25 protein-coding genes are annotated in these 24,502 nt (G+C 67.3%); 15 read left to right on the top strand and 10 right to left on the bottom strand.

The window, feature by feature from the left end:
- Positions 1-13: 13 nt before the first annotated feature.
- The 4 genes from lspA to murJ all read right to left on the bottom strand — a co-directional run bounded on the left by lspA (position 14) and on the right by murJ (position 5,993).
- Entirely contained in the window at positions 14-538 is a 525-nt protein-coding gene (lspA, locus tag ACZLIF_RS05815) for a signal peptidase II (RefSeq protein WP_065174616.1), read from the bottom strand.
- Entirely contained in the window at positions 538-3,369 is a 2,832-nt protein-coding gene (gene ileS / locus ACZLIF_RS05810) for an isoleucine--tRNA ligase (RefSeq protein WP_065181117.1), read from the bottom strand. The genes lspA and ileS overlap by 1 nt, the downstream gene beginning before the upstream one ends.
- Positions 3,366-4,313, bottom strand: a complete 948-nt coding sequence (locus ACZLIF_RS05805; RefSeq protein WP_128989413.1) for a bifunctional riboflavin kinase/FAD synthetase — start codon at positions 4,311-4,313, stop codon at positions 3,366-3,368. Before ACZLIF_RS05805 ends, ileS begins: the two co-directional genes overlap by 4 nt.
- Before the next feature lie 75 nt (positions 4,314-4,388).
- Positions 4,389-5,993, bottom strand: coding sequence for a murein biosynthesis integral membrane protein MurJ (gene murJ / locus ACZLIF_RS05800; RefSeq protein ID WP_128989459.1), 1,605 nt, complete (start codon positions 5,991-5,993; stop codon positions 4,389-4,391).
- Positions 5,994-6,110: 117 nt separating this feature from the next.
- Between murJ and rpsT the strand changes: the two genes are divergently transcribed.
- Positions 6,111-6,380, top strand: coding sequence for a 30S ribosomal protein S20 (gene rpsT, locus ACZLIF_RS05795; protein WP_005408560.1), 270 nt, complete (start codon positions 6,111-6,113; stop codon positions 6,378-6,380).
- 190 nt (positions 6,381-6,570) lie between these two features.
- Here rpsT and cgtA read toward each other — a convergent pair whose 3' ends face one another.
- The 3 genes from cgtA to rplU form a co-directional block, all read right to left on the bottom strand.
- Positions 6,571-7,623, bottom strand: coding sequence for an Obg family GTPase CgtA (gene cgtA, locus ACZLIF_RS05790; RefSeq protein ID WP_065181115.1), 1,053 nt, complete (start codon positions 7,621-7,623; stop codon positions 6,571-6,573).
- 178 nt (positions 7,624-7,801) lie between these two features.
- Positions 7,802-8,065 (bottom strand): 50S ribosomal protein L27, encoded by a 264-nt coding sequence (gene rpmA / locus ACZLIF_RS05785; RefSeq protein ID WP_053516127.1) that lies wholly within the window; start codon positions 8,063-8,065, stop codon positions 7,802-7,804.
- An 18-nt stretch (positions 8,066-8,083) separates the two neighbouring features.
- Positions 8,084-8,392 (bottom strand): 50S ribosomal protein L21, encoded by a 309-nt coding sequence (gene rplU / locus ACZLIF_RS05780; RefSeq protein WP_006424709.1) that lies wholly within the window; start codon positions 8,390-8,392, stop codon positions 8,084-8,086.
- Between the two features lie 317 nt (positions 8,393-8,709).
- Here rplU and uvrA point away from each other — a divergent pair, with 317 nt between their 5' ends.
- Both uvrA and ACZLIF_RS05770 read left to right on the top strand, forming a co-directional pair.
- Positions 8,710-11,694: an excinuclease ABC subunit UvrA gene (uvrA, locus tag ACZLIF_RS05775; protein ID WP_053516129.1), complete on the top strand. Its 2,985-nt coding sequence runs from the start codon at positions 8,710-8,712 to the stop codon at positions 11,692-11,694.
- Positions 11,694-12,101 (top strand): acyl-CoA thioesterase, encoded by a 408-nt coding sequence (locus tag ACZLIF_RS05770; protein ID WP_053516131.1) that lies wholly within the window; start codon positions 11,694-11,696, stop codon positions 12,099-12,101. Before uvrA ends, ACZLIF_RS05770 begins: the two co-directional genes overlap by 1 nt.
- A 105-nt stretch (positions 12,102-12,206) precedes the next feature.
- Here the strand turns inward: ACZLIF_RS05770 and ACZLIF_RS05765 are convergent, their stop codons facing one another.
- Positions 12,207-12,647: a copper chaperone PCu(A)C gene (locus ACZLIF_RS05765; protein WP_053516133.1), complete on the bottom strand. Its 441-nt coding sequence runs from the start codon at positions 12,645-12,647 to the stop codon at positions 12,207-12,209.
- Positions 12,648-12,681: 34 nt separating this feature from the next.
- On the opposite strand from ACZLIF_RS05765, the gene ACZLIF_RS05760 reads away from it, so the two are divergent.
- The 4 genes from ACZLIF_RS05760 to ACZLIF_RS05745 all read left to right on the top strand — a co-directional run bounded on the left by ACZLIF_RS05760 (position 12,682) and on the right by ACZLIF_RS05745 (position 16,364).
- Positions 12,682-13,458 carry an enoyl-CoA hydratase/isomerase family protein gene (locus ACZLIF_RS05760; RefSeq protein WP_053516135.1) on the top strand — a complete coding sequence of 259 codons (777 nt, stop codon included), beginning with the start codon at positions 12,682-12,684 and terminating at the stop codon, positions 13,456-13,458.
- Positions 13,459-13,585: 127 nt separating this feature from the next.
- On the top strand, positions 13,586-14,506 hold the full coding sequence (gene tesB / locus ACZLIF_RS05755; protein WP_414487809.1) for an acyl-CoA thioesterase II: 921 nt from the start codon (positions 13,586-13,588) through the stop codon (positions 14,504-14,506).
- A gap of 4 nt (positions 14,507-14,510) precedes the next feature.
- Entirely contained in the window at positions 14,511-15,002 is a 492-nt protein-coding gene (locus ACZLIF_RS05750) for a pathogenicity-like protein (RefSeq protein WP_478462404.1), read from the top strand.
- Between the two features lie 144 nt (positions 15,003-15,146).
- The gene (locus ACZLIF_RS05745) at positions 15,147-16,364 is read left to right on the top strand and encodes an RNA polymerase sigma factor (RefSeq protein ID WP_478462403.1); all 1,218 of its coding nucleotides are present in this window, start codon (positions 15,147-15,149) and stop codon (positions 16,362-16,364) included.
- Positions 16,365-16,414: 50 nt separating this feature from the next.
- Here the strand turns inward: ACZLIF_RS05745 and ACZLIF_RS05740 are convergent, their stop codons facing one another.
- A complete protein-coding gene (locus ACZLIF_RS05740) occupies positions 16,415-16,978 on the bottom strand; it encodes an EF-hand domain-containing protein (RefSeq protein WP_065182363.1) in 564 nt (187 codons plus the stop codon).
- 155 nt (positions 16,979-17,133) lie between these two features.
- On the opposite strand from ACZLIF_RS05740, the gene ACZLIF_RS05735 reads away from it, so the two are divergent.
- Together ACZLIF_RS05735 and ACZLIF_RS05730 are read left to right on the top strand one after the other, a co-directional pair.
- Positions 17,134-17,889: an arginyltransferase gene (locus ACZLIF_RS05735; protein WP_128989314.1), complete on the top strand. Its 756-nt coding sequence runs from the start codon at positions 17,134-17,136 to the stop codon at positions 17,887-17,889.
- Positions 17,890-17,927: 38 nt separating this feature from the next.
- A complete protein-coding gene (locus ACZLIF_RS05730) occupies positions 17,928-19,133 on the top strand; it encodes an endonuclease/exonuclease/phosphatase family protein (protein ID WP_279942289.1) in 1,206 nt (401 codons plus the stop codon).
- Between the two features lie 66 nt (positions 19,134-19,199).
- Here ACZLIF_RS05730 and purT read toward each other — a convergent pair whose 3' ends face one another.
- Positions 19,200-20,387, bottom strand: a complete 1,188-nt coding sequence (gene purT / locus ACZLIF_RS05725; RefSeq protein ID WP_065182365.1) for a formate-dependent phosphoribosylglycinamide formyltransferase — start codon at positions 20,385-20,387, stop codon at positions 19,200-19,202.
- Between the two features lie 129 nt (positions 20,388-20,516).
- Here purT and ACZLIF_RS05720 point away from each other — a divergent pair, with 129 nt between their 5' ends.
- The 6 genes from ACZLIF_RS05720 to ACZLIF_RS05695 are packed head-to-tail and all read left to right on the top strand — an operon-like array spanning position 20,517 to position 24,500.
- Positions 20,517-21,398: an SPFH domain-containing protein gene (locus ACZLIF_RS05720; protein ID WP_128989318.1), complete on the top strand. Its 882-nt coding sequence runs from the start codon at positions 20,517-20,519 to the stop codon at positions 21,396-21,398.
- 45 nt (positions 21,399-21,443) lie between these two features.
- Complete coding sequence (locus ACZLIF_RS05715) at positions 21,444-21,623, top strand: type II toxin-antitoxin system antitoxin (protein ID WP_053516152.1); 180 nt, start codon at positions 21,444-21,446, stop codon at positions 21,621-21,623.
- A complete protein-coding gene (locus ACZLIF_RS05710; protein ID WP_053516154.1) occupies positions 21,620-21,799 on the top strand; it encodes a DUF4177 domain-containing protein in 180 nt (59 codons plus the stop codon). Before ACZLIF_RS05715 ends, ACZLIF_RS05710 begins: the two co-directional genes overlap by 4 nt.
- A 2-nt stretch (positions 21,800-21,801) precedes the next feature.
- Positions 21,802-23,091, top strand: a complete 1,290-nt coding sequence (locus ACZLIF_RS05705; protein ID WP_128989320.1) for an alpha/beta hydrolase — start codon at positions 21,802-21,804, stop codon at positions 23,089-23,091.
- On the top strand, positions 23,088-23,681 hold the full coding sequence (locus ACZLIF_RS05700) for a PH domain-containing protein (RefSeq protein WP_053516158.1): 594 nt from the start codon (positions 23,088-23,090) through the stop codon (positions 23,679-23,681). Before ACZLIF_RS05705 ends, ACZLIF_RS05700 begins: the two co-directional genes overlap by 4 nt.
- Positions 23,682-23,690: 9 nt before the next feature.
- Positions 23,691-24,500: a M15 family metallopeptidase gene (locus ACZLIF_RS05695; protein WP_128989322.1), complete on the top strand. Its 810-nt coding sequence runs from the start codon at positions 23,691-23,693 to the stop codon at positions 24,498-24,500.
- Positions 24,501-24,502: the final 2 nt, after the last annotated feature.

Genomic DNA, 24,502 nt, shown 5'->3' with positions numbered 1-24,502 from the left:
GGCAGCGGCCGGCTTACGGTTTCGGAGTGGCATTATCCGCCTTTTTGGCGGACCTGCCGTCGAACAGGCCGGTCAGGGCGATGCCGATGGCACCGACCACGATGGCCGAGTCGGCGATGTTGAACGCCGGCCAGGTATAGCTGCCAACGTACCACTGGATGAAATCGACGACATGACCGTGCACCTGGCGGTCGATCACGTTGCCGATCGCCCCGCCGATGATCAGCGCATAGGGAACGGCGGCCTTCCAGTTGCCACGGGCGGTGCCACGCAGCCACCATGCCATCAGGCCGCTGATGGCGATCGCCAGCGCCGTGAAGAAATACTTCTGCCAGCCACCGGCGTCGCTGAGGAAACTGAATGCGGCACCGGTGTTGTAGGTGCGATACCAGTTCCAGAAGCCATCGATGACCACCACCGGCTGGAACTCCGGCAGGCTCGACAGGACCCAGGCCTTGGACCACTGGTCCAGGCCGATGATGGCCGCCGACAGCAGCAGCCAGACCAGAGCGTTGGGATGCGGACGGGCGGCGCTCATCAGAACCAGCTCCGAACTTCGCCAGCGCCGTCGATGTTGCTCACGCAACGGCCGCACAGTTCCGGGTGATCGGCATGACTGCCGACGTCGGCGCGGTGATGCCAGCAGCGCACACACTTGGCCTTGGTGGTCGGCTGGGCACTGACGAACACCTCGTCGGTGGTTGCCGGACGCACCTGCACGTCACCGCTGATGAACAGGAAGCGCAGTTCGTCGGCCAGCGGCTGCCAGCGCGCCGCCTGCTCTTCGCTGGCGGCCACGGTGATCTCGGCCTCCAGGGCGGCGCCGATCGCGCCGTTGGCACGCATCGGCTCGAGCACCTTGGCCACCTGCTCGCGCACGGCCAGCAGCTGGTCGAAATCGGCAGCGTTGAGCTGGGCATCCGCCGGCAGCGGCGCCAGGCCCTCGTACCAGGTGGTGAACAGCACGTGGCCGGTGCGCGTGCCCGGCAGGTAGCCCCACAGCTCGTCGGCGGTGAAGGTCAGGATCGGTGCCACCCAGCGGGTGAACGCCTCGGCGATGTGATACATCGCGCTCTGCGCCGAACGGCGACCGTGCGAGTCGGTCGGCATCGTGTACAGGCGGTCCTTGGTGACGTCCAGGTACAGCGAGCCCAGGTCCACGCTGCAGAAGTTCAGCAGCAGCTGCACGATCTCGGCCATGTTGTAGCCGTCGTAGGCCGCCTTGATCTTCTCCTGCAGTTCCCACGCGCGATGCACGATCCAGCGGTCCAGCGCCACCATCTGGTCGAGCGGGCGCAGGTCCCGGGCCGGATCGAACCCGTCCAGGTTGCCGAGCAGGAAGCGCGCGGTGTTGCGCAGGCGACGGTAGGCGTCGGCATTGCGCTTGAGGATCTCCTGCGACAGCGACATCTCGTTGCTGTAGTCGGCCGAGGCGATCCACAGGCGCAGGATGTCCGCGCCCAGCTTGTTCATGATGTCCTGCGGCTCGATGCCGTTGCCCAGCGACTTGGACATCTTGCGACCGTGCTCGTCCACGGTGAAACCATGGGTGAGGCACTGCTTGTAGGGCGCGCGCCTGTCGATTGCCACGCCGGTCAGCAACGACGACTGGAACCAGCCGCGGTGCTGGTCCGAGCCTTCCAGGTACAGGTCGGCCGGCTTGCCGAAGCCACGCGCGGCCAGCACGCCTTCATGGGTGACACCCGAGTCGAACCAGACGTCGAGGATGTCGGTGACCTTCTCGTAGTCGGCCGCTTCGGCGCCCAGCAGTTCGGTTGCATCCAGCGAGTACCACACGTCGATGCCCTCGGCTTCGACACGGTCGGCAACCTGCTGCATCAGCTCCACCGAGCGCGGGTGGATCTCGCCGGTCTGGCGATGGGTGAACAGTGCGATCGGCACGCCCCAGGTGCGCTGGCGCGAGATCGTCCAGTCCGGACGGCCATCGACCATGCTCTGGATGCGCGCCTTGCCCCAGGCCGGGAACCAGCCGACGGTGTCGATCGCGGCCAGCGCATCGCTGCGCAGGTTGGCCTTGTCCATCGAGATGAACCACTGCGGGGTGGCACGGAACACCACCGGCGTCTTGTGGCGCCAGCAGTGCGGATAGCTGTGGCGGATCGGGTGGAAGGCCAGCAGCGTGCCGTTGTCGCGCAGCACGCCGATGATGGCCTCCTGCGCCTTCCACAGGTGCTGGCCGGCCAGTACCACGTCACCGGCCGGCGGCGTCGATTCCAGGTACACGCCACGGCCATCGATCGGCGTCACCTGGCCGGCGTTGTACGTGTCGAGCAGGCCGTACTTCTGGCTGACCACGTAGTCTTCCTGGCCATGTCCAGGAGCGGTGTGCACCGCACCGGTACCGTCTTCGTCGGACACATGGTCGCCGTTGAGCAGCGGGATCGCGCGCCCGGCATAGAACGGATGCGACAGCAGCTGGTTTTCCAGTGCAGCGCCCGTGGTTTCGCCGTGCAGTACCACCTCCTCGACGCCGTAGCGCTGCAGCGCACGTCCAGCCAGCGCAGCGGCAAGCACCAGCCAGCGGCGCTTGCCGTTGTGCGCCGGGCCTTCGGCCAGCACGTAACGGATGTCCGCACCCAGCGACACGGCCAGCGACGCCGGCAGCGTCCACGGCGTGGTGGTCCAGATCGGCACCGCCACGTCCACATCGGCCGGCACGCTCACGCCGAATGCCTGGCCGATGGCCTGCGGATCGCGCGCGGGGTATGCCACGTCGATCGCCGGCGATTCCTTTTCCTGGTATTCGATCTCGGCTTCGGCCAGCGCCGAACCGCAGTCGAAGCACCAGTACACCGGCTTGGCACCCCGCACCAGGTGGCCATTGGCCACCACCTTGGCCAGTGCGCGGATCTCGTTGGCCTCGAAGTCGAAGCTCAGGGTCTTGTACGGGTTGTCCCAGTCACCGGTCACGCCCAGACGCTTGAAGTCCACGCGCTGGATGTCGATCTGCTCCTCGGCGAACTCACGGCACTTCTGCCGGAATTCAACCGCATCGAGCTTCACGCCGACCTTGCCCCATTTCTTTTCCACCGCGATCTCGATCGGCAGGCCGTGGCAGTCCCAGCCGGGCACGTAGGGCGCATCGAAACCGGCCAGGTAACGCGACTTGACGATGATGTCCTTCAGGATCTTGTTGACCGCGTGGCCCAGGTGGATGCGGCCGTTGGCATACGGCGGGCCGTCGTGCAGCACGAACAGCGGGCGGCCGGCGGCGTTGTCGCGCAGCTGCTGGTAGAGCCCCTGCTCCTCCCACCGCGCCAGAATGCCCGGCTCGCGCTTGGGCAGATCGCCGCGCATCGGGAAATCGGTGGCTGGCAGGTTCAGGGTGGTCTTGTAGTCCTGGCTCACGCAGTGGCTCGCAATCTATGTTCGGAAAGGATGGCGCGCGCCTGCTCGGCGTCGCGGTGCATCTGGTCGGTCAGTGCCGCCAGATCATTGAACTTCTCTTCGTCACGCAGCTTGGCGACGAATTCAACGTCGATGTGGCGACCGTACAGGTCACCCTGGAAATCGAACAGGTGGGCTTCCAGCAGCGGCTCCACGCCCTCCACCGTCGGCCGCGTGCCGAAGCTGGACACCGACGGCCAGGGCTGGTCGAACACACCGTGCACCCAGGTCGCGTAGATGCCCGACAACGCCGGGGTCTTGGGGAAACGCAGGTTGGCGGTCGGGAAGCCCAGCGTGCGGCCGAGCTGGCGACCACGCACCACCCGCCCGCTGATCGCGTAGGGGCGACCGAGCAGATCGCCGGCCCGGGCGAAATCGCCGGACTGCAGCAGCTGGCGGATGCGGGTACTGGAAATGCGCTCGCCGTGCAGGTCGACCGCCTCGATCTCGCCCGCGCTGAAGCCCAGCTCGCTACCCAGCTTCTGCAGCAGGGCCAGATCACCGCGACGACGGTTGCCGAAGCAGAACTCCGGCCCGATCCACACTTCGCGGGCATTCAGGCGCTGCACCAGCAGCTGGCGGACGAAGGTTTCGGCCGGCATCGCCGCCATCGCTGCATCGAAGCGCAGCAGCCCCACCGCGTCCACCCCCAGCTCGCGCAGCATCTCGACCTTGCTGCGTGCCAGCGTCAGGCGCGGTGGTGGCGTGCCCTGGGCGAAGAACTCACGGGGCAACGGTTCGAACGCCACGGCCACCGCAGCCACGCCCAAGGCCCGCGCACGAGCAACGGCATGCCGCACCAGTGCACGATGCCCCAGATGGAGGCCGTCGAATGCACCGATGCAGACCACGCTTCCGTTGGGGAACAGCTCCCCGCCCTCGACGCTTCTGAACAGCCTGCTCATCAACTCCCGTTCCGGCCCACCCGGGGCCGCCGCTTCAATGGTGTAACCCTGAAGTATAGCCGCCGCAGGCGACGATCAATGCCCGCGCAGGTCGCGCGGGCGGAAGCCCATGGCCAGCATCGCCAGCAGATAGGTCAGGCCACCGCCCCCCACCAGCAGGATCAGGCCGCCGATCCGGTGCCATTTATCCATGCCGGTGAAGGCCGGCATCCAGTACAGCAGGGCCAGCAGCACGCCGACCATGCACGCGCACGCCACCAGCAGCCGCACGAGGTAGCTGCCCCAGCCCGGCAGGCGCTGGTAGACATCGGTCTTGCCCAGCCAGTACCACAGCAGGCCCAGGTTCAGGTAACTGGACAACGCACTGGCAATGCCCAGCGCCAGATGCAGGCCGGGCTGCTTGCCGATGGCCGTCATCACGCCCTGCGCCTTCAGCGTGTCCGGCACCATCACCTGATACAGCACGGCCAGCAGGACGAAGTTGAACACCATGTTGGCCACCAGCGCGGCCACGCCGGCACGTACCGGGGTGCGGGTGTCCTGGCGGGCATAGAAGGCCGGCAGGACCACCTTCAACAGGGCGAAGGCCGGCAGGCCGAAGCTGAGGCCATACACCGACAGCGCGGTCATGCGGGTGTCGAAGGCGGTGAACTGGCGGTACTGGAACAGCGTGGCGATCAGCGGTTCAGCCAGCAGCACCAGGCCCAGCATGGCCGGCACCGAGATCAGCAGGGTCATGCGCAGGCCCCAGTCGAGCGAGCGCGAGAAGCCCTCGCGGTCGGTGCTGACGTGGTGGCGGGCCAACGCCGGCAGGATCACCGTGCCCAGGGCCACGCCGAACACCCCCAGCGGCAACTCCAGGAAGCGGTCGGCCAGGGACAGCCAGGACTGCGAGCCATCCGTCAGCTTGGCCGCGATCAGGGTGTCCAGCAGCAGGTTGATCTGCGCCACCGAGGAACCGAACAGGGTCGGCACCATCAGGGTCAGCACCTTGCGCACACCCGGGTGGTTCCAGCCCCAGCGCGGCAGGGTCAGCAGATTGATCCCCTTGAGCGAGGGCAGCTGGAACAGCAACTGCAGGATACCGGCCGCCAGCACGGCCCAGCCCAGCGCCAGGATCTGCTTTTCCGGGGTGCCGCCGAGTTGCGGCGCCAACCACAGCGCGCCGGCGATCATGCACAGGTTGAGGATGACCGGGGTCAGCGCCGGCATCGCGAAGCGCTGGAAGCTATTCAGCGCCCCGCCGGCCAGCGCGGTGAGCGAGACGAACAACAGGAACGGGAAGGTCAGGCGGAACAGATCGACCAGCAGGGTCTGTTTGACCGGGTCGGTATCAGCGCCACTTGAGAACACCACCGCCAGCTGGGGAGCGAAGATCAACGCCAGCGCGGTGACCACCAGCAGCGTCCCGCCCAAGGTGCCCGCCACGCGTGACATCAGTTCGCGCAGTTCGGTGTGGCTGCGGGTCTCCTTCACCTCGGTGAACACCGGCACGAAGGCGGTGGCGAAGGAGCCTTCGGCGAACAGGCGACGCAGGAAATTGGGTACCCTGAACGCCACCCAGAACGCATCGGTGACCGCATTGGTGCCGAACGTGGTGGTGATCACCTGGTCCCGGACAAGTCCGAGCACCCGCGAGACCATGGTCATGCTGCTGAACGACAGCAGGCCCCGCAACATCTTCGGTGAACTCACTCAACGTCCCTCTTGACAATCGACTTGACGTACATTTCCCGCGCCATCATACTAGCCAGCTTGCTGTTCCCATAACACCGATTTTTTCAGGAAACCACCACCGTGGCCAATATCAAGTCCGCCAAGAAGCGCGCCAAGCAGACCGTCGTGCGCAACGCGCGCAACGTGGCTCAGCGCTCGATGCTGCGCACCGCTGTCAAGAAAGTGATCAAGGCGCTGGACGCCAACGATGCCGCCGGCGCCGAAGCCGCCTTCGCCGTTGCCCAGCCGATCCTGGATCGCTTCAGCGCGCGTGGCCTGATCCACAAGAACAAGGCTGCTCGCCACAAGAGCCGCCTGAACGACCGCATCAAGGCCCTCAAGGCCGCCTGATCCGGTTGCCGCCGGGGCTGCCGTCCCGGCGACACGCAAAAGCCCGGCTCCGGCCGGGTTTTTTGTTGCCTGCACTCCGGGCCCTGCCCGCTTTCCGTAGAGCCGAGCCCATGCTCGGCTGCTGCCTGCATCGCAACCAACAAAAAAACCCGGCCGAAGCCGGGCTTTTCTGGCGGGAGCCACAACGCCCTTACTGCGCGTTGCGGGCCTCCAGCTCCTCTTCCTTCTGCCGATCGAAGAAGGCCATGATCCGGCTCATGATCGGGAAGGTACCTTCGCGCCCCAGGGCGGACACCAGGAACCAGGGCTCCTTCCAGCCCAGCTCGGCCACGATCTGTTCGGCCGCCGCCTTGGCCTCGTCCTCGAACATCAGGTCAGCCTTGTTCAGCACCAGCCAGCGCGGCTTTTGCAGCAGCTCCGGATCGTGCTTTTCCAGCTCGCGCTCGATCGCGCGCACCTGCTCGACCGGGGAGATACCTTCCACGCCACCCTCCATCGGCGAGATGTCCACCAGGTGCAGCAGCAGGCGGGTGCGCTGCAGGTGGCGCAGGAACTGCGCGCCCAGGCCGGCACCGTCGGCCGCACCCTCGATCAGGCCCGGAATGTCGGCGATCACGAAGCTGCGGTAGTTCTCGACCTTCACCACGCCCAGATTCGGGTACAGCGTGGTGAACGGGTAGTCGGCCACCTTCGGCGTCGCCGCCGAGACAGCGCGGATCAGGGTGCTCTTGCCGGCATTGGGGAAGCCCAGCAGGCCGACGTCGGCCAGCAGCTTCAGTTCCAGCTTCAGCGTGCGCTCTTCGCCCGGCTCGCCCGGCAGCGCCTGGCGCGGCGAACGGTTGGTCGAGCTCTTGAAGTGCATGTTGCCCAGGCCGCCCCTGCCGCCCTTGGCCACCAGCAGGCGGTCGTTGTGCTGGGTCAGGTCGCCGATGATTTCATCGGTGGCGACGTTGATGACCACGGTGCCGACCGGCACGGTGATGGTCAGATCTTCGCCACCCTTGCCGTAGGCCTGCCGGCCCATGCCGTTCTCGCCGCGCTGCGCCCTGAAGATGCGGTCATGGCGGAAGTCGACCAGGGTGTTCAGGTTCTCGTCGGCGCGGATGTACACGCTGCCGCCCGCACCGCCGTCGCCGCCGTCCGGGCCGCCGAGCGGAATGAACTTCTCGCGACGGAAGCCAATGCAGCCGTTGCCGCCGTTGCCGGCGAACACTTCGATTTCTGCTTCGTCTACCAGTTTCATTGTTTCGATGCCTGCGATGGGCGCGGCCAACCTGCCGTCGCCTTGAATGTAATGCCAGCCGATGGCGGGCAACCCGGCGCAGCCGGTCTTGCTTTTACTCTAACGAAAAGCCCCGCCGAAGCGGGGCTCTTCATGCAGCATTCCCATGCCGGGGCACGGGTGCCGGCGGATGCCTGGATCAGGCTTCGGCCGAGACGATGCTGACGGTGCGACGCTTCTTCGGACCCTTGACCGAGAACTCCACCTTGCCGTCCACGAGGGCGAACAGGGTGTGGTCACGGCCCAGGCCGACGCCGGAACCCGGGTGGAACTGGGTGCCGCGCTGGCGCACGATGATGTTGCCTGCTTCGATGGCCTGGCCGCCGAAGATCTTGACGCCGAGGTACTTCGGGTTGGAGTCGCGACCGTTGCGCGAGGAGCCTACGCCCTTTTTATGTGCCATGACTGCTTCTCCTGATGCTTAGCCGGCGATGCCGGTGATCTCGATTTCGGTGTAGTACTGACGGTGACCCTGGCGCTTCATGTGGTGCTTGCGGCGACGGAACTTGATGATCCGGACCTTGTCAGCACGACCCTGGGACAGAACCTTGGCGGTGACGGCGGCGCCCTTCAGCGCATCGCCCAGCTTCACGCCATCGCTGTCGCCCAGCATCAGGATGTTGTCGAACTTGATCTCGCTGCCGACTTCGACTTCGAGCTTTTCAACGCGGAGCTTTTCGCCCTGCGCCACGCGGTATTGCTTACCGCCGGTGACCAGTACTGCGTACATGACCAGGCCTTCCTCTGTAGTTATTGTGGTCTGAGCTGCCGCCATCGAGGGCGGACAGGAGCGAAATTGTACGCAGATCAACGGCCGCGGGTCAAGTCAACCCCTGAACGGCCTGGGGGGCCCGGCCGGAACGGGGTCAGATCCCTTTTCACAACGTGAAAAGGGATCTGACCCCCACCTGTCGGCCTGTCTCAGAAGGTGAGACACCGGGCTGGCATTGTCGCCCATTGCCCCCATCTGGTCACCTCGGTAGGCTGACCGATTGCCGTTCCCTGCTGGCCCGGCACCCAGCCAACGCCCCCACAACCGGATTCCCCATGGCGATGGATTTCATCCGCATCCGCGGCGCGCGGACGCACAACCTGAAGAACCTCGACCTCGACCTGCCCCGCGACAAGCTGATCGTGATCACCGGCCTGTCCGGCTCGGGCAAGTCGTCGCTGGCTTTCGACACGATCTACGCCGAAGGCCAGCGTCGCTACGTCGAGTCGCTGTCGGCCTACGCCCGGCAGTTCCTGAGCGTGATGGAGAAGCCGGACCTGGACCACATCGAGGGCCTGTCTCCGGCGATCTCGATCGAGCAGAAGTCGACGTCGCACAACCCGCGCTCGACGGTCGGCACGATCACCGAGATCTACGACTACCTGCGCCTGCTGTATGCCCGCGTCGGCACGCCGCGCTGCCCCGACCACGGCTATCCGCTGGAAGCGCAGACGGTCAGCCAGATGGTCGACCAGGTGCTGACGCTGGACCCGGAACAGCGCTACATGCTGCTGGCCCCGGTGATCCGCGATCGCAAGGGCGAACACGCGCAGGTATTCGACCAGCTGCGCGCACAGGGCTTCGTGCGCGTGCGCGTGGATGGCGAGCTGCATGAGATCGACGCGGTGCCGCCGCTGGCGCTGCGCCAGAAGCACACCATCGAGGCGGTGATCGACCGCTTCCGCCCGCGCGAGGACATCAAGCAGCGCTTGGCCGAGAGCTTCGAGACCGCGCTGAAACTCGGCGACGGCATGGCCTCGGTGCAGAGCCTGGACAACACCGCCAGCGCGCCGACCCTGTTCTCCTCCAAATACTCCTGCCCGGTCTGCGATTACTCGCTGCCGGAGCTGGAACCGCGCCTGTTCTCGTTCAACGCGCCGATGGGCGCCTGCCCCGGTTGTGATGGCCTGGGCATGGCCGAATTCTTCGATCCCTCGCGCGTGGTCGTGCATCCCGAGCTGTCCCTGGCCGCCGGCGCAGTACGTGGCTGGGACCGTCGCAATGCGTACTATTTCCAGCTGATCGCCTCGCTGGCACGTCACTACAAGTTCGACGTCGATGCCGCCTGGAACTCGCTGCCGGCCAAGGTGCAGCAGGCCGTGCTGTATGGCAGCGGCGAGGACGCAATCACGTTCACCTACTTCACCGAAGCCGGCGGCCGCACCCAGCGCAAGCACCGCTTCGAGGGCATCATTCCCAACCTGGAACGCCGCTACAAGGAAACCGAGTCGGCGGCCGTGCAGGAGGAGCTCGGCAAGTACATCAGCGAGCGCGCCTGCCCCGAGTGCAACGGTGCCCGCCTGAACAAGGCTGCGCGCAACGTGTTCGTGGCCGACCGGCCGCTGCCGGACCTGGTGGTGCTGCCGATCGACGAAGCCCTGAAGTTCTTCAGCGAACTGAGCCTGCCGGGCTGGCGTGGCGAGATCGCCTCGAAGATCGTCAAGGAGATCGGCGAACGCCTGGGCTTCCTGGTCGACGTGGGCCTGGACTACCTCACTCTGGAGCGCAAGGCCGATACCCTCTCCGGTGGCGAGGCACAGCGCATCCGCCTGGCCAGCCAGATCGGTGCCGGCCTGGTCGGCGTGATGTACGTGCTCGACGAGCCGTCGATCGGCCTGCACCAGCGCGACAACGAACGCCTGCTGGGCACCCTCACCCGCCTGCGCGACCTCGGCAACACGGTGATCGTGGTCGAGCATGACGAAGATGCGATCCGCCTGGCCGACTACGTGCTGGACATCGGCCCGGGCGCGGGCGTGCACGGTGGCGAGATCGTCGGCCAGGGCACCCTGCAGGACATCCTGGATGCACCCCGTTCGCTGACGGGCCAGTACCTGTCCGGCAAGCGCTCGATCGAGATCCCGGCGCGCCGGCACCGGCCGAATCCGAAGATGACCCTGCATCTGCGCGGCGCCAGCGGCAACAACCTGAAGGGCGTGGACCTGTCGATTCCCTCGGGCCTGCTGACCTGCGTGACCGGCGTGTCCGGCTCGGGCAAGTCGACGCTGATCAATGACACCCTGTTCTCGCTGGCCGCCAACGAGATCAACGGCTCCTCGCACCCGGTCGCCCCGTACAAGGAGATCGATGGCCTGGACCTGTTCGACAAGGTCGTGGACATCGACCAGTCGCCGATCGGCCGCACCCCGCGCTCGAACCCGGCCACCTACACCGGCCTGTTCACCCCGCTGCGCGAGCTGTTCGCACAGGTGCCCGAAGCGCGTGCGCGTGGTTATTCACCGGGTCGTTTCAGCTTCAACGTGCGTGGCGGACGCTGCGAGGCGTGCCAGGGTGATGGCCTGATCAAGGTCGAGATGCACTTCCTGCCGGACGTGTACGTGCCCTGCGATGTCTGCCACGGCAAGCGCTACAACCGCGAAACGCTGGAGATCCTGTACAAGGGCTTCAACATCAACGACGTGCTGGAAATGACCGTCGAAGATGCGCTGAAGCTGTTCGAGCCCGTGCCGTCGATCGCGCGCAAGCTGGAAACGCTGGTGGATGTCGGCCTGAGCTACATCAAGCTGGGACAGAGCGCGACCACGCTGTCCGGTGGTGAAGCGCAGCGCGTGAAGCTGTCCAAGGAGCTGTCGCGCCGCGATACCGGCCGCACCCTGTACATCCTCGACGAACCGACCACCGGCCTGCACTTCCACGACATCGAAGCGCTGCTGGGCGTGCTGCACAAGCTGCGCGACGAAGGCAACACGGTGGTGGTGATCGAGCACAACCTCGATGTGATCAAGACCGCCGACTGGATCGTCGACCTGGGGCCGGAAGGCGGCCACCGGGGTGGCACCATCCTGGTCACCGGCACGCCGGAAGACGTGGCCGCCTGCCCGCAGTCGTACACCGGGCAGTTCCTGGCACGCATGCTGCCGTCCACCAGTGCGCGCCCGGAGCAGCCGGCCGCCGTGGCCAACAAGCCCGACGCCCGGCCGCCGCGCAAGGTGAAGCCGGAGAAGGTGGCGAAGAAGGCCGTGGCCGCCAAGAGCACCGGCAAGGCCAGCAAGAGCACGACCAAGAAGAAGGACGCCTGATGAGCAGCGAACACAAGATCCTGGCCCGCATCCCGATCAGCGTGCGCTGGCGCGACATGGACAGCATGGGCCATGTGAACAACGCCAAGTACATCTCCTACCTGGAGGAAGCGCGCGTGCGCTGGATGCTGGGCGTGGAAGGCGTGTCGATGACCGACCGCATCGCGCCGGTGGTGGCCGCGACCAACGTCAACTACCGGCTGCCGATCGTGTGGCCCAACGACATCCTGGTCGAACTGTTCGTCGAGCGCCTGGGCAACAGCAGCGTCACCATCGGTCACCGCATCGTCGACCAGCAGGACGAGTCGAAGCTGTACTCCGATGGCAACGTGGTGGTGGTCTGGATGGATACCCAGACCGGCAAAAGCGCGCCGCTGCCGGACGCGATCCGCAGCGCATCGAGCTGATGCACTGCGGGTGGGTGCCGGCCCTGGTCGGCCCCACCCCGCCGGGCATGGGCCGGCGCTACCGACGCCGGTCCGACCCTGATGCCCGGCAGAACGGGCGCTGCATCATGGAGCGGCCTTGCGTACCGTCAGCGTTGCGCTGGCGGTGCCACCGCCCTCCAGCTGCAACTGCAGCGGCACGACCTGCCCTTCCTTCAAAGCTCCCTCGCCTTCCATCAGCATCAGGTGCAGGCCACCGGGCTTGAGCTCGGTGCGCGCTCCGGCTGCAATCGGCAGCCGTTCGACTTCGCGCATCCGGCTGACACCGTCGACCACGGTGGTCTCGTGCAGTGACACGTCGCCGAAGGCCCTGCTGCCCGCGCCCACCACCGTCACCGGCGCTGCGCAGCGGTTCACGATCGTCCCGTAACCCGCCGTCATCGGCATGGCCGGGTTCGGCGGCAGGCGCACCCAGCCCTGCTCCACCGTCACACAGCGTGATTCCGCCGCCGCTGCTGCGGACGCACACAGAAGCAACAGTACGCCAACGAATGGTTTGGTTATCATCGCCCACGTTCCTTCTTCGCAACGAGACCGCAGCATGACGACGCTCATCGAGGTGATCAACCATGGTCCCATCCGCGAACTGCGCTTGGCGCGGCCGCCGGTCAACGCGCTGGACACCGACCTGTGCCGGCAGCTGATCCACGCCGTCGAGCAGGCCATGGCCGACGATGCGCACGGCATCGTGCTGTCCGGCAGCGAGCGCGTGTTCACCGGCGGCATGGACGTGCCACACCTGCTCTCCCACGGCGATGACAAGCACAAGCTGCTGGATACCTGGAATGCCTTCTTCGGCGCGGTACGTACGCTGGCCGAGAGCCGCATCCCGGTGGTCGCCGCGATCACCGGCCACGCCCCTGCCGGCGGTTGCGTGCTCGCCCTGTGCTGCGATTACCGGGTGATGGCGCGCAGCGCCGACCCGGCACGCCCGTATGCCATCGGACTGAACGAGGTGCAGGTCGGCCTGATCGCACCGGAAGGCATCCAGCGCCTGCTGCGCCGTACCGTCGGCGTGCACCGCGCGGGGGTGCTGCTCACCACCGGCGCCCTGGTGCCGGCCGAGCAGGCGCTGCAGATCGGCCTGGTCGACGAACTGGCCGAGGGCGATCTGGTGGTCGCCCGCGCCGTGGCCTGGCTGCAGAACCTGCTCAGGCAGCCGCGGCAGCCGATGCTGCTGACCCGCGCCGTGGCCCGCAATGACCTGCACGAAGCGCTGCACCCGGACCTGATCCAGCTGGACCGGTTCGTAGAGGCCTGGTTCGCCCCGGACGCACAGAATGCCCTGCAGGCGCTGGTGGCGCGGCTGGGCAAGTAGGCGGTCGTGCTGGCCAGCGGCCGGCACGACCGAAGTTGGGGCATCGCGTGGCATCGGGGTCAGATCCCTTTCGCCAGGCGAAAGGGATCTGACCCCTGACCGGTATAATCGGTCCTTCTTCACTGCTGTGGCCGCCCCCTTGAACGACACGCCCGAACCCGTCGTCTCCGAGCTGATCGACCTGCTCACCCTGGAGCGGCTGGAAGACAACCTGTTCCGCGGACAAAGCCGCGACATCGGCACCAAGTACGTGTTCGGCGGGCAGGTGCTGGGCCAGGCGCTGGCCGCCGCCCAGGCCACGGTCGACAACGGGCGCCATGTGCATTCGCTGCACGCGTATTTCCTGCGGGCCGGCAACATCGACCATCCGATCGTCTACGACGTGGACCGCACCCGCGATGGCGGCAGCTTCTCCGTGCGCCGGGTGACCGCGATCCAGCATGGCAAGGTGATCTTCTTCTGTGCTGCCTCGTTCCAGCAGGCGGAGACCGGTGCCGAGCATCAGCACAAGATGCCCGAAGTGCCTCAACCGGAAGACATCGAGCCGAACCGCCCGTTGCCGGCCGAAGTGCTGGAGCGGCTGCCGATCAAAGTGCAGCGCTGGCTCTCGCGCGGTGGCCCGTTCGAGTTCCGCCACGTCTATCCCCGCGACGAACTGAATCCGCCCAAGCGCCCGCCCTATCACCAGGTCTGGATGCGGTTGAGCGAACCGGTCGGTGATGCCCCCGAGCTGCACCAGGCGCTGCTGGCCTATGCGTCCGACTTCCATCTGCTGGGCACGGCGACCTTCCCGCACGGCATCAGCTACTACCATCCGCACGTGCAGATGGCCTCGCTCGACCACGCGATCTGGTTCCACCGCCCGTTCCGCGCCGACGACTGGCTGCTCTATTCGCTGGACAGCCCCAGTGCGCAGGATTCGCGCGGCCTCGCCCGCGGCCAGTTCTTCACCCGCAATGGCGTGCTGGTGGCCAGCACGGCACAGGAGGGCCTGATCCGCGTGGTTCCCGACCAGACTGCAGCGGCCGCCGTGCCGGCCAAGGACTGATCCGATGCGTCAGATCTTCAGCAGCCAGCGTGTGGAAACCGTCGAGGGCGTGGCCGAGCTCCTGCGCAGCCATGGCATCGAAGTGAAGGTGACCAATGGTCGCTCGTACAAGACCCGGCGGCGCGGCCAGTTCAGCTATACCGACCTGGGCAATACGCAGGGCTATCCAGCGGTCTGGATCGTGCGCGCCGACGACCAGCCGCGTGCGCGCGACATCCTGCGCGATGCACGCCTGCTCGATACCACCCGCCGCGACCATCCCACGGCCGAGTTCGCGTTCCGCGACACGCCGGATGCCGGCAGCGGCGGGCGCAGCTGGGCCTGGCGGATCCGCATCGCACTGCTGGTGGTGATCGCTGGCGTGGCGCTGGTGATCGGCCTGCGCCACCGCGGTGGCCCGGCCCCCGCAGCACCCGCCCCCGCCCCACAGACGCAACCGCAGCAGCCCGCGCCGGAACAGGAAGAAGTGCGGGTCCGCATCCATCCGTCGACGTAACGACACCGGTAGCGCCGGGCCATGCCCGGCGAGCGCGGCGGACAGAAAAGCCGCCGGGCATGGCCCGGCGCTACCGGCAGGCTGACCGGTCACATTCGGCACGCGGCCCCGTCATGGGACACAATCCCTGCAGGAGCCGCTGCCATGACGACGTTCGCCGCCAGCATCGACCAGACCCTGGAACGTGAACTGCCAGCCGCCAGCAGTGGCTGCCAGCACGCCTATGGGCGCATCGTGCTCGCCTGCCAGAACACCGTGACCGCCATCGCCCTGGCCATCACCGGCGATCGCCAGGCCAGCGAGGACATCGCGCAGGAAGCCTTCGTGAAGGGCTGGCAGCAGCTGCACCAGTTGCGCAGTTCCACCAGCTTCCTGCCCTGGCTGCGGCAGATCACCCGCAACCTCGCGCGCGACTGGCTGCGTGCACAGCGCGGCAGGCCCCTGAGCGGCGAGGCCGCCGAAGTTGCGCTGGGCATGGCGGCCGACCCCTCGCCGACTGCCGCCGACCGCCTGCAGCGACTGGAAGAGGAGGTTGCCGCCGAGGACATCATCTCGGCGCTGCCCACCGACAGCCGCGAAGTCCTGCTGCTTTACTACCGGGAAGGTCAGCGCTCGCAGCAGGTGGCGGACCTGCTGGGCCTGAGTGATGCGGCGGTGCGCAAGCGCCTGTCGCGGGCCCGCGCGCAGGTCCGCGAGGGACTGCTGCAGCGCTTCGGCGAATTCGCGCGCAGCAGCGCACCCAGCGCTGCCTTCGCAACCACCGTGGTCTCGATGGTGCTGATCGCTGCGCCCGGCACGGCCAGTGCCGCGATCCTGCTCGGCACCGGTGTGGGCATTGGCGGCAGCAAGCTGGGGTTGGGCGGCGCCAGCGCAGCCGGCGGTACCGCGATGGGATCGCTGACAGCGGCGCTGGGGCACCTGCATCTGGTCCCGGCCCACAACTGGGCAGCGATCGCCGGTGCCGTGCTGGGCGGCGTGCTGGGCAGCTACCTGGGCGGTCGCTTCCTGCTGTCCTACGCCGAAACGGAACCGGAGCGGACCCAGGTCCGGCGCTTCGTCCATCTCAACACCTGGACCGTGATGGCCTGCTGCCTGTCCATACTGCTGGTCGTGCTGCTGCAGACGCCGGTATGGGTACACCTGGTGGTCATGGCCATCGGCCTGGGTGCGGTCAACTACCAGTGCCTGGGACCGCTGCAGCGCCTGATGCGGCCCTTGATCGTGCGCGACGCAGCGCGGCGCGGGCGGCAGGGCATCAACTGGAAGTACGAAGCGATGTACGGCCGCAGCGCCATCATCGCGATGAACCTGCTGGTGATCGCCCTGGTGGCCTATACGCTGCTCGACAGCGGTCGCCTGTAACGGACGACGCCGGCAGTCTGCCGGCGTCGTCGTTGAACGTTGCGCCGTGATCAGCGCTGCGGCTTCGGTGCGGCGCCGTCACGCGGGCCCCCGTGGCGCGGGCCGCCATGCATCGGGCCCTTCGCCGCATCGAATTCGGCCTTGCTCAACTGGCCGTCCTTGTTGGTGTCGGCAGCGGCGAACCAGGCGTCGCGATGCTGCTTCATGCGCAGCTCGCGATCAGCCTTGTCCAGATAGCCGTCCTTGTTGAGATCGAGCTGGTCGAAACGTGCCGCCAGGCGCGGATCGGCCTTGGCCTCTTCGCGGCTGATGCGGCCGTCCTTGTCGGTGTCCAGCCTGGCCCAGCGCTCGCCGCCATGGCCGCCACGACGACCATGCTGCCAGCGCGGCATTTCATCGCGCGACAGCCTGCCGTCCTTGTTGCGGTCCAGTTCGTCGAACTTGGCCGCCAGACGTGGGTTGGCAGCGGCCTCGCTGCGGTCGATGACACCGTCGCCGTTGGTGTCCAGCTTGGCCGGGCGCTGTGCCGGTGCGGTCGGGGGAGTCGCCGCCAGCGCGACACCGGAGGCGGACGTGGCAAGCAGCAGGGCCAGCAGCAGGGGGGTACGGATCATGAGGTCACTCCTGGGGATGAGGTTGCGTCGGGGTGATCAGTTCACCCTCGAATGACAACAACGCCCGGCCGCGACGGCGGTTGACGCAACCGCCAGTTCCGTTCATCCGGCGGACAGTCGCGTTCATTGCGACACGCTGGGGCTATGCTGTGGCCATGGCGATCCACGGCGACAGAGACGACGAACTGCGGCTGTTCCAGACCGGCGAGCACCCCTGCGGGTACTGGCCGGACCGGGTGGCGCGCGACCTGGTGATGGATCCCCACGACCGTCGCCTGGGCGGCCTGTATCCCCTCGCACTCAGCTGGGGCTTCCGCCGCAGCGGCGACCTGGTCTATCGGCCCCACTGCGCGCAGTGCCATGCCTGCGTGGCGGTACGGATTCCGGTGGCCCGGTTCGCACCGGACCGCAGCCAGCGGCGCTGCGCCACCCGCAACGCCGACCTGGAGGTGCGGATCACCGCCGCCACTGCGCGCGAGGATCTGTTTGCCCTCTACCACCGCTATCTGGTGCACCGCCACGCCAACGGCGGCATGGACGATCATGGCCCGCATGAGTTCGAGCAGTTCCTGATCGGCAGCTGGTCGCACACCCGCTTCCTGGAGATGCGCCTGCCGGGCCACGATGGCCGGCCCAGCCGGCTGCTCGGAGTGGCCGTCACCGATGTCACCGAGCACGGCCTTTCGGCGGTCTATACCTTCTTCGATCCAGACCACGCAGCGCGGGGACTGGGCACGTTCGCCATCCTGCAGCAGATCGAATGGGCGCGTCGCGAAGGACTGCCGCACGTCTATCTGGGCTACTGGATCCGTGAACACCAGAAAATGGACTACAAGCGCCGCTTCCGTCCGCTGGAGGCCTACGATGGCCGTCGCTGGCACGATTTCGACCGCGATCTGGACGGCCGCTGACAAACCGCTGACACCGGGCGGGGTGCACAATAGGCGGCATGAACACCCAACCCCTGATTCTTGCCCTGGCCCTGCTGTGTGGCGCTGCGGCCCCTGCTCTTGCCAGGACCCCTGCGATGACCGAAACACCGTCCGCATCGCTGCGCCTGGCCACCTACAACACGTCGCTGTACTCCGATGAGGCCGGTGGCCTGATCAGGGAGCTTGAAGGCGACAGCGCGCATGCGCGCAAGATCGCCGCCGTGCTGCAGCAGGTGCGCCCGGACCTGGTGCTGCTGAACGAATTCGATTTCGACGACGCCCATCGCGCCGCCGACCTGTTCCAGAAGCGCTACCTGGAAGTGGCGCAGCCGGGCGGCGGCGCGCCGCTGCACTTCGCCTACCGCTACCTGGCCCCGGTCAACACCGGCGTGCCCAGTGGCCTGGACCTGGACAACAACGGCGTGGTCGGCGGCGAAGGCCGCAGCCGTGGCAACGATGCCTGGGGCTACGGCCTGCACCCGGGCCAGTACGGCATGCTGGTGCTGTCGCGCTACCCGATCGATGAAGCCAAGGTACGCAGCTTCCAGCTGCTGAAGTGGAGCACGATGCCGGGCGCGATCCGTCCGGTCGATCCGCGCAGCGGGCAGAGCTTCTACAGCGACGCCGTGTGGTCGCAGCTGCGCCTGTCGTCGAAGTCGCACTGGGATGTACCGGTGCAGACCCCGGCCGGCGTGGTGCATGCGCTGGTCTCGCACCCGACGCCGCCGGTGTTCGACGGCCCGGAAAAGCGCAACGCGGCGCGCAACCACGACGAACTGCGCCTGTGGCAGGAGTATCTCACCGCAGGTGACAAGCCCTGGCTGTGCGACGACAAGGGCCAGTGCGGAGGTCTGGCGCAGGATGCACGCTTCGTGATCCTCGGCGATCTCAACAACGACCCGGTCGACGGCGATGGCCGCCACGAGGCGATCGTCGAACTGATCGAGAACGCACGCGTATTGCGCTACCCCACCCCGCGCAGCGCGGGGGGTGAGGAAACCAGCCTCGCCTATGCCGCCAAGGGCATCGTGCGCAAGGGTGCGCCCTTCCACGCCACCGGCGACTTTGGCCCGAAGTCCGGCACCCTGCGACTGGATTACGTGCTGCCTTCCACCGGGTTCCAGTACGTGGGCAGCGGCGTGTTCTGGCCAGCCAGCAACAGCCCTGAAGCGAAGATTGCCGACGGCAGCGACCACCACCTGGTGTGGGTGGATGTGAAGTGACCCCAGGCGCCAGGCGCGCTGCTCTGCCTTGCAGAAAGCCGCCGGGCGCGGCCCGGCGCTACCGGCTTACGGGCGCAGCTCGACGCCGATGGCGTCGGCGGCATCACGGGCGATCGAGCGCGCCTCGTCGACGGTGTCGGCGCGCGCCAGGGTGACGCCGACACGGCGCTGACCGTGCACGCTCGGCTTGCCGAACAGGCGCACGGCCGTATCCGGCACCTGCAGTGCGGCCGCGACGTTGTTGAAGTACGGCACGCCTTCGCCCTGCGCCAGCAATGCACAGGATGCCGACGGACCACTCTGGCGGATCACCGGAACCGGCAGGCCCAGGATGGCGCGTGCGTGCAGCGCGAACTCGCTCAGCTCCTGCGATACCAGCGTCACCAGGCCGGTGTCGTGCGGGCGCGGCGACACTTCGCTGAACCACACTTCATCGCCCTTCACGAACAGCTCCACGCCGAACAGGCCCCAGCCCCCCAGGTCATCGGTGATCGCACGCGAGATCTCCTCCGCGCGCGCCAGCGCCTTGTCCGACATCGGCTGCGGCTGCCAGCTCTCGCGGTAATCGCCGTCCTTCTGCAGATGACCGATCGGCGCGCAGAACGAGGTGCCTGCCGCGTGGCGCACGGTCAGCAGAGTGATCTCGTAGTCGAAATCGATGAATCCCTCGACGATGCAGCGGCCGGCGCCCGCGCGGCCGCCGGTCTGCGCATACTCCCAGGCCGGCGCGATGTCCGCTTCGCTGCGCAGCGTGCTCTGTCCCTTGCCCGAGGAGGACATCACCGGCTTGACCACGCACGGCAGGCCGATGGCGGCCACGGCGGCGCGGTACTCCGCCTCGGTATCGACAAAGCGGTAGGGCGAGGTTGGCAGGCCCAGCGTCTCGGCGGCCAGGCGGCGGATGCCCTCACGGTCCATGGTCAGGCGTGCGGCACGCGCGGTGGGGATCACCCGAAGGCCCTGCTCCTGTTCCAGCTGTACCAGCGTCTCGGTGTGGATCGCCTCGATCTCCGGCACCACCAGATGAGGCTGTTCCTGGGCGATCAGCGCACGCAGCGCCATCGCATCCAGCATGTCGATCACGTGCGAACGATGCGCGACCTGCATGGCGGGCGCATCGGCGTAACGGTCGGCGGCGATCACCTCCACGCCCAGCCGCTGCAGCTCGATGGCCACTTCCTTGCCGAGTTCGCCCGAGCCCAGCAGCAGCACACGGGTGGCGGAGGGCGAGAGGGGGGTTCCGAGCTTGGCCATGGGGGGTCCGGCGGTGATGTGAAGGCGGGTGGGCATTCTAGCCGGTCCAGCGGCGGTTCCCGACGAACGGTAGTCGAAATCTGATATCAATTTGATATCGTCACCTCGAACCCTCAAGGACGTATTGCCATGAAAGAGAAGTCGCTGTCCTCCCTCAACGGCCTGGGCACTCTGGCGGGCGCATTGCTCGTCGCCGTCTTCGGCGGTGTGCTGTTCGTGCTGGGCATCGCCGCCAAGGCGTCGACCGGCTCCCCCAACCTGCTGATGATGCTGGTTGGCGCGCTGGTCGCGGTGGTGGCGCTGTTCGCGCTGGCGGGCCTGTACACCGTGCAGCCGAACCAGGCCGCGGTGGTGAGCCTGTTCGGCAAGTACGTCGGCACCGTGAAAGACAATGGCCTGCGCTGGAACAACCCCTTCTTCAGCAAGCGCCACGTCAGCCAGCGCGTGCGCAATTTCGAAAGCGGCAAGCTGAAGGTCAACGAGCTCGATGGCAGCCCGATCGAGATCGCCGCAGTGATCGTCTGGCAGGTGGTCGATGCCTCCGAAGCGGTCTACAACGTGGACGACTACGAGAGCTTCGTGCACATCCAGTCCGAATCGGCGCTGCGCGCGATGGCCACCAGCTATCCCTACGACCAGCATGAAGAGGGCCAGCTGGCACTGCGCAGCCACGCCAGCGAGATCTCCCAGCACCTGAAGAACGAGTTGGCCGAGCGCCTGGCCGATGCCGGCGTGCAGGTGATCGACGCACGCATCAGCCACCTGGCCTATGCTGCCGAAATCGCCCAGGCCATGCTGCAGCGCCAGCAGGCCAACGCGGTGATCGCGGCACGCACGCGCATCGTTGCCGGTGCGGTCGGCATGGTCGAGATGGCCCTGGGCGAACTGCAGAAGAACGGCGTGGTGCAGCTGGACGAGGAACGCAAGGCGCACATGGTCAGCAACCTGTTGACCGTGCTGTGTTCGGACCGGGGCACGCAGCCGATCGTCAACGCCGGTTCGCTGTACTGAATCACCCTCGCAACGGGGCGCCCCACCGCCCCGCCAGGAGCATCCATGAGCGAGAAGAAAGCCTATCCACTGCGCATCAACGCCGACGTGCTGGCCGCGGCGCAGCGCTGGGCCGACGACGAACTGCGCAGCCTCAACGCGCAGATCGAGTACCTGCTGCGCGACGCGCTGCGCAAGGCCGGCAGGCTGCCGCATCCCAAGCCACCTCAGGAGGAGAAGGAATGAGCAAGCGCTGGACGTACCAGACCCTGGAAGTGCCCTCGACGCTGATGGGCAGCATGAAGACCGAAGCCGTGCAGGAGGCGTTGAACAAGCAGGGCCAGCTTGGCTGGGAGCTGGTCAACATCGTGATCCCCGCGCCGATGAGCGCAGCGGTGCTGGTCTTCAAGAAGGAGCTCTGACCATGAAGACCCGCCGTTCGCTGTTCGCCCTTTCACTGGCGCTGCTGAGCGGTGGCGCATTCGCCGCCGAACCGCAGCAGGTTGCCGCCCGGTTGCTGGACCACCTGCAGGCCGGCCGCATCGCCGATGCGGAGGCGATGCTGACCCCGCAGATGGCCCGTGCCGTTCCCGCCGAGAAGCTCGACAGCGTGTGGCGGTCCCTGGGCGAACTGCAGCAGCGCGGCCAGGCCCGCAGCAGCGAGCAGCAGGGCCTGCACCTGGTGGAAGTGCCGCTGCAGTTCACCGGTGGCGCGGTGATCGCGCAGGTGGCCGTGGACGCACAGGACAAGGTCGCCGGCCTGCTGCTGCGCCCCGCTCCCGCGGCCAAGGCGCCGCCGCCGCCGGCTGATGCGACCTACAGCGAAGTTGATTTCAGTGTGCCGCAGGCACGCGGTGCGCTGCCCGGCACGCTGGCGCTGCCCAAGGGCAAAGGCCCGTTCCCGGCGGTGGTGCTGGTGCATGGCTCGGGCCCGCAGGACCGTGACGAGACCATCGGCGGCAACCGTCCCTTCCTCGATATCGCCCGTGGCCTCGCCGCGCACGGAATCGCGGTACTGCGCTACGACAAGCGCACTCTCGCCCGGCCCCAGGATTTCCAGAGCGGCACCTTCACTGTCGATGTCGAATCCACCGACGATGCGGTGGCGGCACTGGAGGCCGTCGCCAGCGACCCGCGCATCGACGGCCGCCGCGTGTTCGTGCTCGGCCACAGCCAGGGCGGCATGCTTGCGCCACGCATCGCCAGCCGCTGGCCACAGGCGCGTGGCGCGATCCTGTGGGCCGCTCCCGCACGCACGCTGCTGGACCTGCTGCCGGAACAGAACCGCTACCTGCTGAGCCTGGACGGCGACATCAGCGCGGCCGGTCAGGCGCTGCTGGACAAACTGGACAGCCAGATCGCCGCAGCACGCGGCAGCACGCCGGTACCCGCCAGCGAGCTGCCACTCGGCGTTCCGCAGTCCTTCTGGAAGAGCATCGAAGCCGTAGATGCCCGCGCCGATGCACAGCGGCTGCGCGCACCGCTGCTGATGCTGCATGGCGGGCGCGATTTCCAGGTTCCCGATGCCGACTGGGCACTCTGGCAGAAGGCCCTCGCCCGGCGCGACGATGTGCAGTGGCGGACCTATCCGGCGCTGAACCATATCGGCATCGCTGGCAGCGGCCCGAGTTCGTTGAAGGAGTACACCCGGCCCGGCCATGTCGATGCGGGGTTGATCGATGACATCGCCCGATGGGTGGAGGCACAACGATGAGCCCCAATGAAGCCCGTCCGTTCGAGCTGGCTGGCAGTTCACCCCTGCGCGTGCTGTGGGTGCTGTTGCCGGTGCTGGCCGTGCTGGTCATCAGCGTGTACGTGCAGTTCAGCCGCACGCGTGCGCCTGCACCATGGATGGAAGTCACCCTTTCGCCGCCGTTCTTCCTGATGAACGGCAGCGCGGCATGGAGCATCGCCGTGCTGGTGCTGATCGGCGTGGGCCTGGGTACTTCGTTCTTCCGCCGCCGCGTGGAGCTGGTGGGTGGCGTGCTGGATGTGCGCTCGACGCTGTACCGGCGGCGTACACCGGTGCGCGACATGCTGCTGGACCAGGCCGAGGTGGTGGACCTGGCGCAGGACCGCCGCTATGGCATCCGCTTCAAGACCAACGGCTACTCGATGCCCGGCTTCTATTCCGGGCATATGCGGCTGCAGGGCGGCGGCAAGGGCTTCGCCCTGGTCACCGACCGTCACCGCACGCTGGCGATCCCGGTGCGCGGCGGCAGCACCCTGCTGCTGAGCATGGAACGCCCACAGGCATTGCTTGACGCCCTGCGCAAGGTGGCCGCAGCCGCGCCACGGCAGTAAGCTGCGGACATGCATCGCCGACCGCTGCTGCTGCTGAACACCGAGGCCATCGAACTGTGGCCGGCCGATCTGCTGCGCGCGCGCAGCAACCTCGATGCACGCCTGCTGGCGCGGGCCCGCTGGGTGCTGCGGCGCAAGCGCGATGGCCGCTATCTGGCCGCCGTGCTGGCGCAGGGCGTTCATTCGCTGGTGCCGCGCCTACCGCACGAGCCTGGCGTGGAGGAGGCGCTGGCACTGCTGGATGCCCGCGCGTCACGCCCTTTCGCTGCGGCACTGGAGCAGCGATGGCTGCCCCTGGCGGGCTTGCAGCAACGCCTGCAGCACCTTGGCCTGGATGCGCAGGGTTACGCGGATGACACCGGGCTGCCGCTGGAAGCCGAGCCGTGCCTGCTGCATTTCGCCGGCCGCGATCGCTTTTCGCGGCCCCTGTGGTTGCGCCGCGACGCGGCGCAGGGGTGGCGGCGGATGCGCCTGCACGCGGCCCGCGATGGCGTTGCCCTGGATGCCATTTCCGGCTTCCGCAGCCATGCGTACCAGTTGGGAATCTTCGAGCGGAAGCGCGGCCGCGGCCTGAGCGTGGCGGAGATCCTGAAGGTCAACGCCGCGCCGGGCTTCAGCGAGCACCACAGCGGGCACGCACTGGATATCGGCACCCCGGGCGATGCACCTGCAGAGGAATCGTTCGAGCGTACCGATGCGTTCGCGTGGCTGCAGGCGCACGCCCGCGGGCATGGATTCCACCTGAGCTACCCGCGCGGCAACCCGCACGGGATCGTCTACGAGCCCTGGCACTGGTGCTGGAAACCGGCCAACGGCTGAGC

Source organism: Stenotrophomonas sp. 2201_Sma (genome assembly GCF_056486685.1).
This window is presented reverse-complemented; position numbering and strand designations above follow the sequence as displayed.

Excerpts from the sequence above, each read along its gene's own strand:
- lspA (WP_065174616.1), bottom strand. The coding sequence starts at position 538 with ATGAGCGCCGCCCGTCCGCATCCCAACGCTCTGGTCTGGCTGCTGCTG.
- ACZLIF_RS05805 (WP_128989413.1), bottom strand. The coding sequence starts at position 4,313 with ATGAGCAGGCTGTTCAGAAGCGTCGAGGGCGGGGAGCTGTTCCCCAAC.
- murJ (WP_128989459.1), bottom strand. The coding sequence starts at position 5,993 with ATGTTGCGGGGCCTGCTGTCGTTCAGCAGCATGACCATGGTCTCGCGG.
- cgtA (WP_065181115.1), bottom strand. The coding sequence starts at position 7,623 with ATGAAACTGGTAGACGAAGCAGAAATCGAAGTGTTCGCCGGCAACGGC.
- rpmA (WP_053516127.1), bottom strand. The coding sequence starts at position 8,065 with ATGGCACATAAAAAGGGCGTAGGCTCCTCGCGCAACGGTCGCGACTCC.
- rplU (WP_006424709.1), bottom strand. The coding sequence starts at position 8,392 with ATGTACGCAGTACTGGTCACCGGCGGTAAGCAATACCGCGTGGCGCAG.
- uvrA (WP_053516129.1), top strand. The coding sequence starts at position 8,710 with ATGGCGATGGATTTCATCCGCATCCGCGGCGCGCGGACGCACAACCTG.
- ACZLIF_RS05770 (WP_053516131.1), top strand. The coding sequence starts at position 11,694 with ATGAGCAGCGAACACAAGATCCTGGCCCGCATCCCGATCAGCGTGCGC.
- ACZLIF_RS05765 (WP_053516133.1), bottom strand. The coding sequence starts at position 12,647 with ATGATAACCAAACCATTCGTTGGCGTACTGTTGCTTCTGTGTGCGTCC.
- ACZLIF_RS05760 (WP_053516135.1), top strand. The coding sequence starts at position 12,682 with ATGACGACGCTCATCGAGGTGATCAACCATGGTCCCATCCGCGAACTG.
- ACZLIF_RS05750 (WP_478462404.1), top strand. The coding sequence starts at position 14,511 with ATGCGTCAGATCTTCAGCAGCCAGCGTGTGGAAACCGTCGAGGGCGTG.
- ACZLIF_RS05745 (WP_478462403.1), top strand. The coding sequence starts at position 15,147 with ATGACGACGTTCGCCGCCAGCATCGACCAGACCCTGGAACGTGAACTG.
- ACZLIF_RS05740 (WP_065182363.1), bottom strand. The coding sequence starts at position 16,978 with ATGATCCGTACCCCCCTGCTGCTGGCCCTGCTGCTTGCCACGTCCGCC.
- ACZLIF_RS05735 (WP_128989314.1), top strand. The coding sequence starts at position 17,134 with ATGGCGATCCACGGCGACAGAGACGACGAACTGCGGCTGTTCCAGACC.
- ACZLIF_RS05730 (WP_279942289.1), top strand. The coding sequence starts at position 17,928 with ATGAACACCCAACCCCTGATTCTTGCCCTGGCCCTGCTGTGTGGCGCT.
- purT (WP_065182365.1), bottom strand. The coding sequence starts at position 20,387 with ATGGCCAAGCTCGGAACCCCCCTCTCGCCCTCCGCCACCCGTGTGCTG.
- ACZLIF_RS05720 (WP_128989318.1), top strand. The coding sequence starts at position 20,517 with ATGAAAGAGAAGTCGCTGTCCTCCCTCAACGGCCTGGGCACTCTGGCG.
- ACZLIF_RS05715 (WP_053516152.1), top strand. The coding sequence starts at position 21,444 with ATGAGCGAGAAGAAAGCCTATCCACTGCGCATCAACGCCGACGTGCTG.
- ACZLIF_RS05710 (WP_053516154.1), top strand. The coding sequence starts at position 21,620 with ATGAGCAAGCGCTGGACGTACCAGACCCTGGAAGTGCCCTCGACGCTG.
- ACZLIF_RS05705 (WP_128989320.1), top strand. The coding sequence starts at position 21,802 with ATGAAGACCCGCCGTTCGCTGTTCGCCCTTTCACTGGCGCTGCTGAGC.
- ACZLIF_RS05700 (WP_053516158.1), top strand. The coding sequence starts at position 23,088 with ATGAGCCCCAATGAAGCCCGTCCGTTCGAGCTGGCTGGCAGTTCACCC.
- ACZLIF_RS05695 (WP_128989322.1), top strand. The coding sequence starts at position 23,691 with ATGCATCGCCGACCGCTGCTGCTGCTGAACACCGAGGCCATCGAACTG.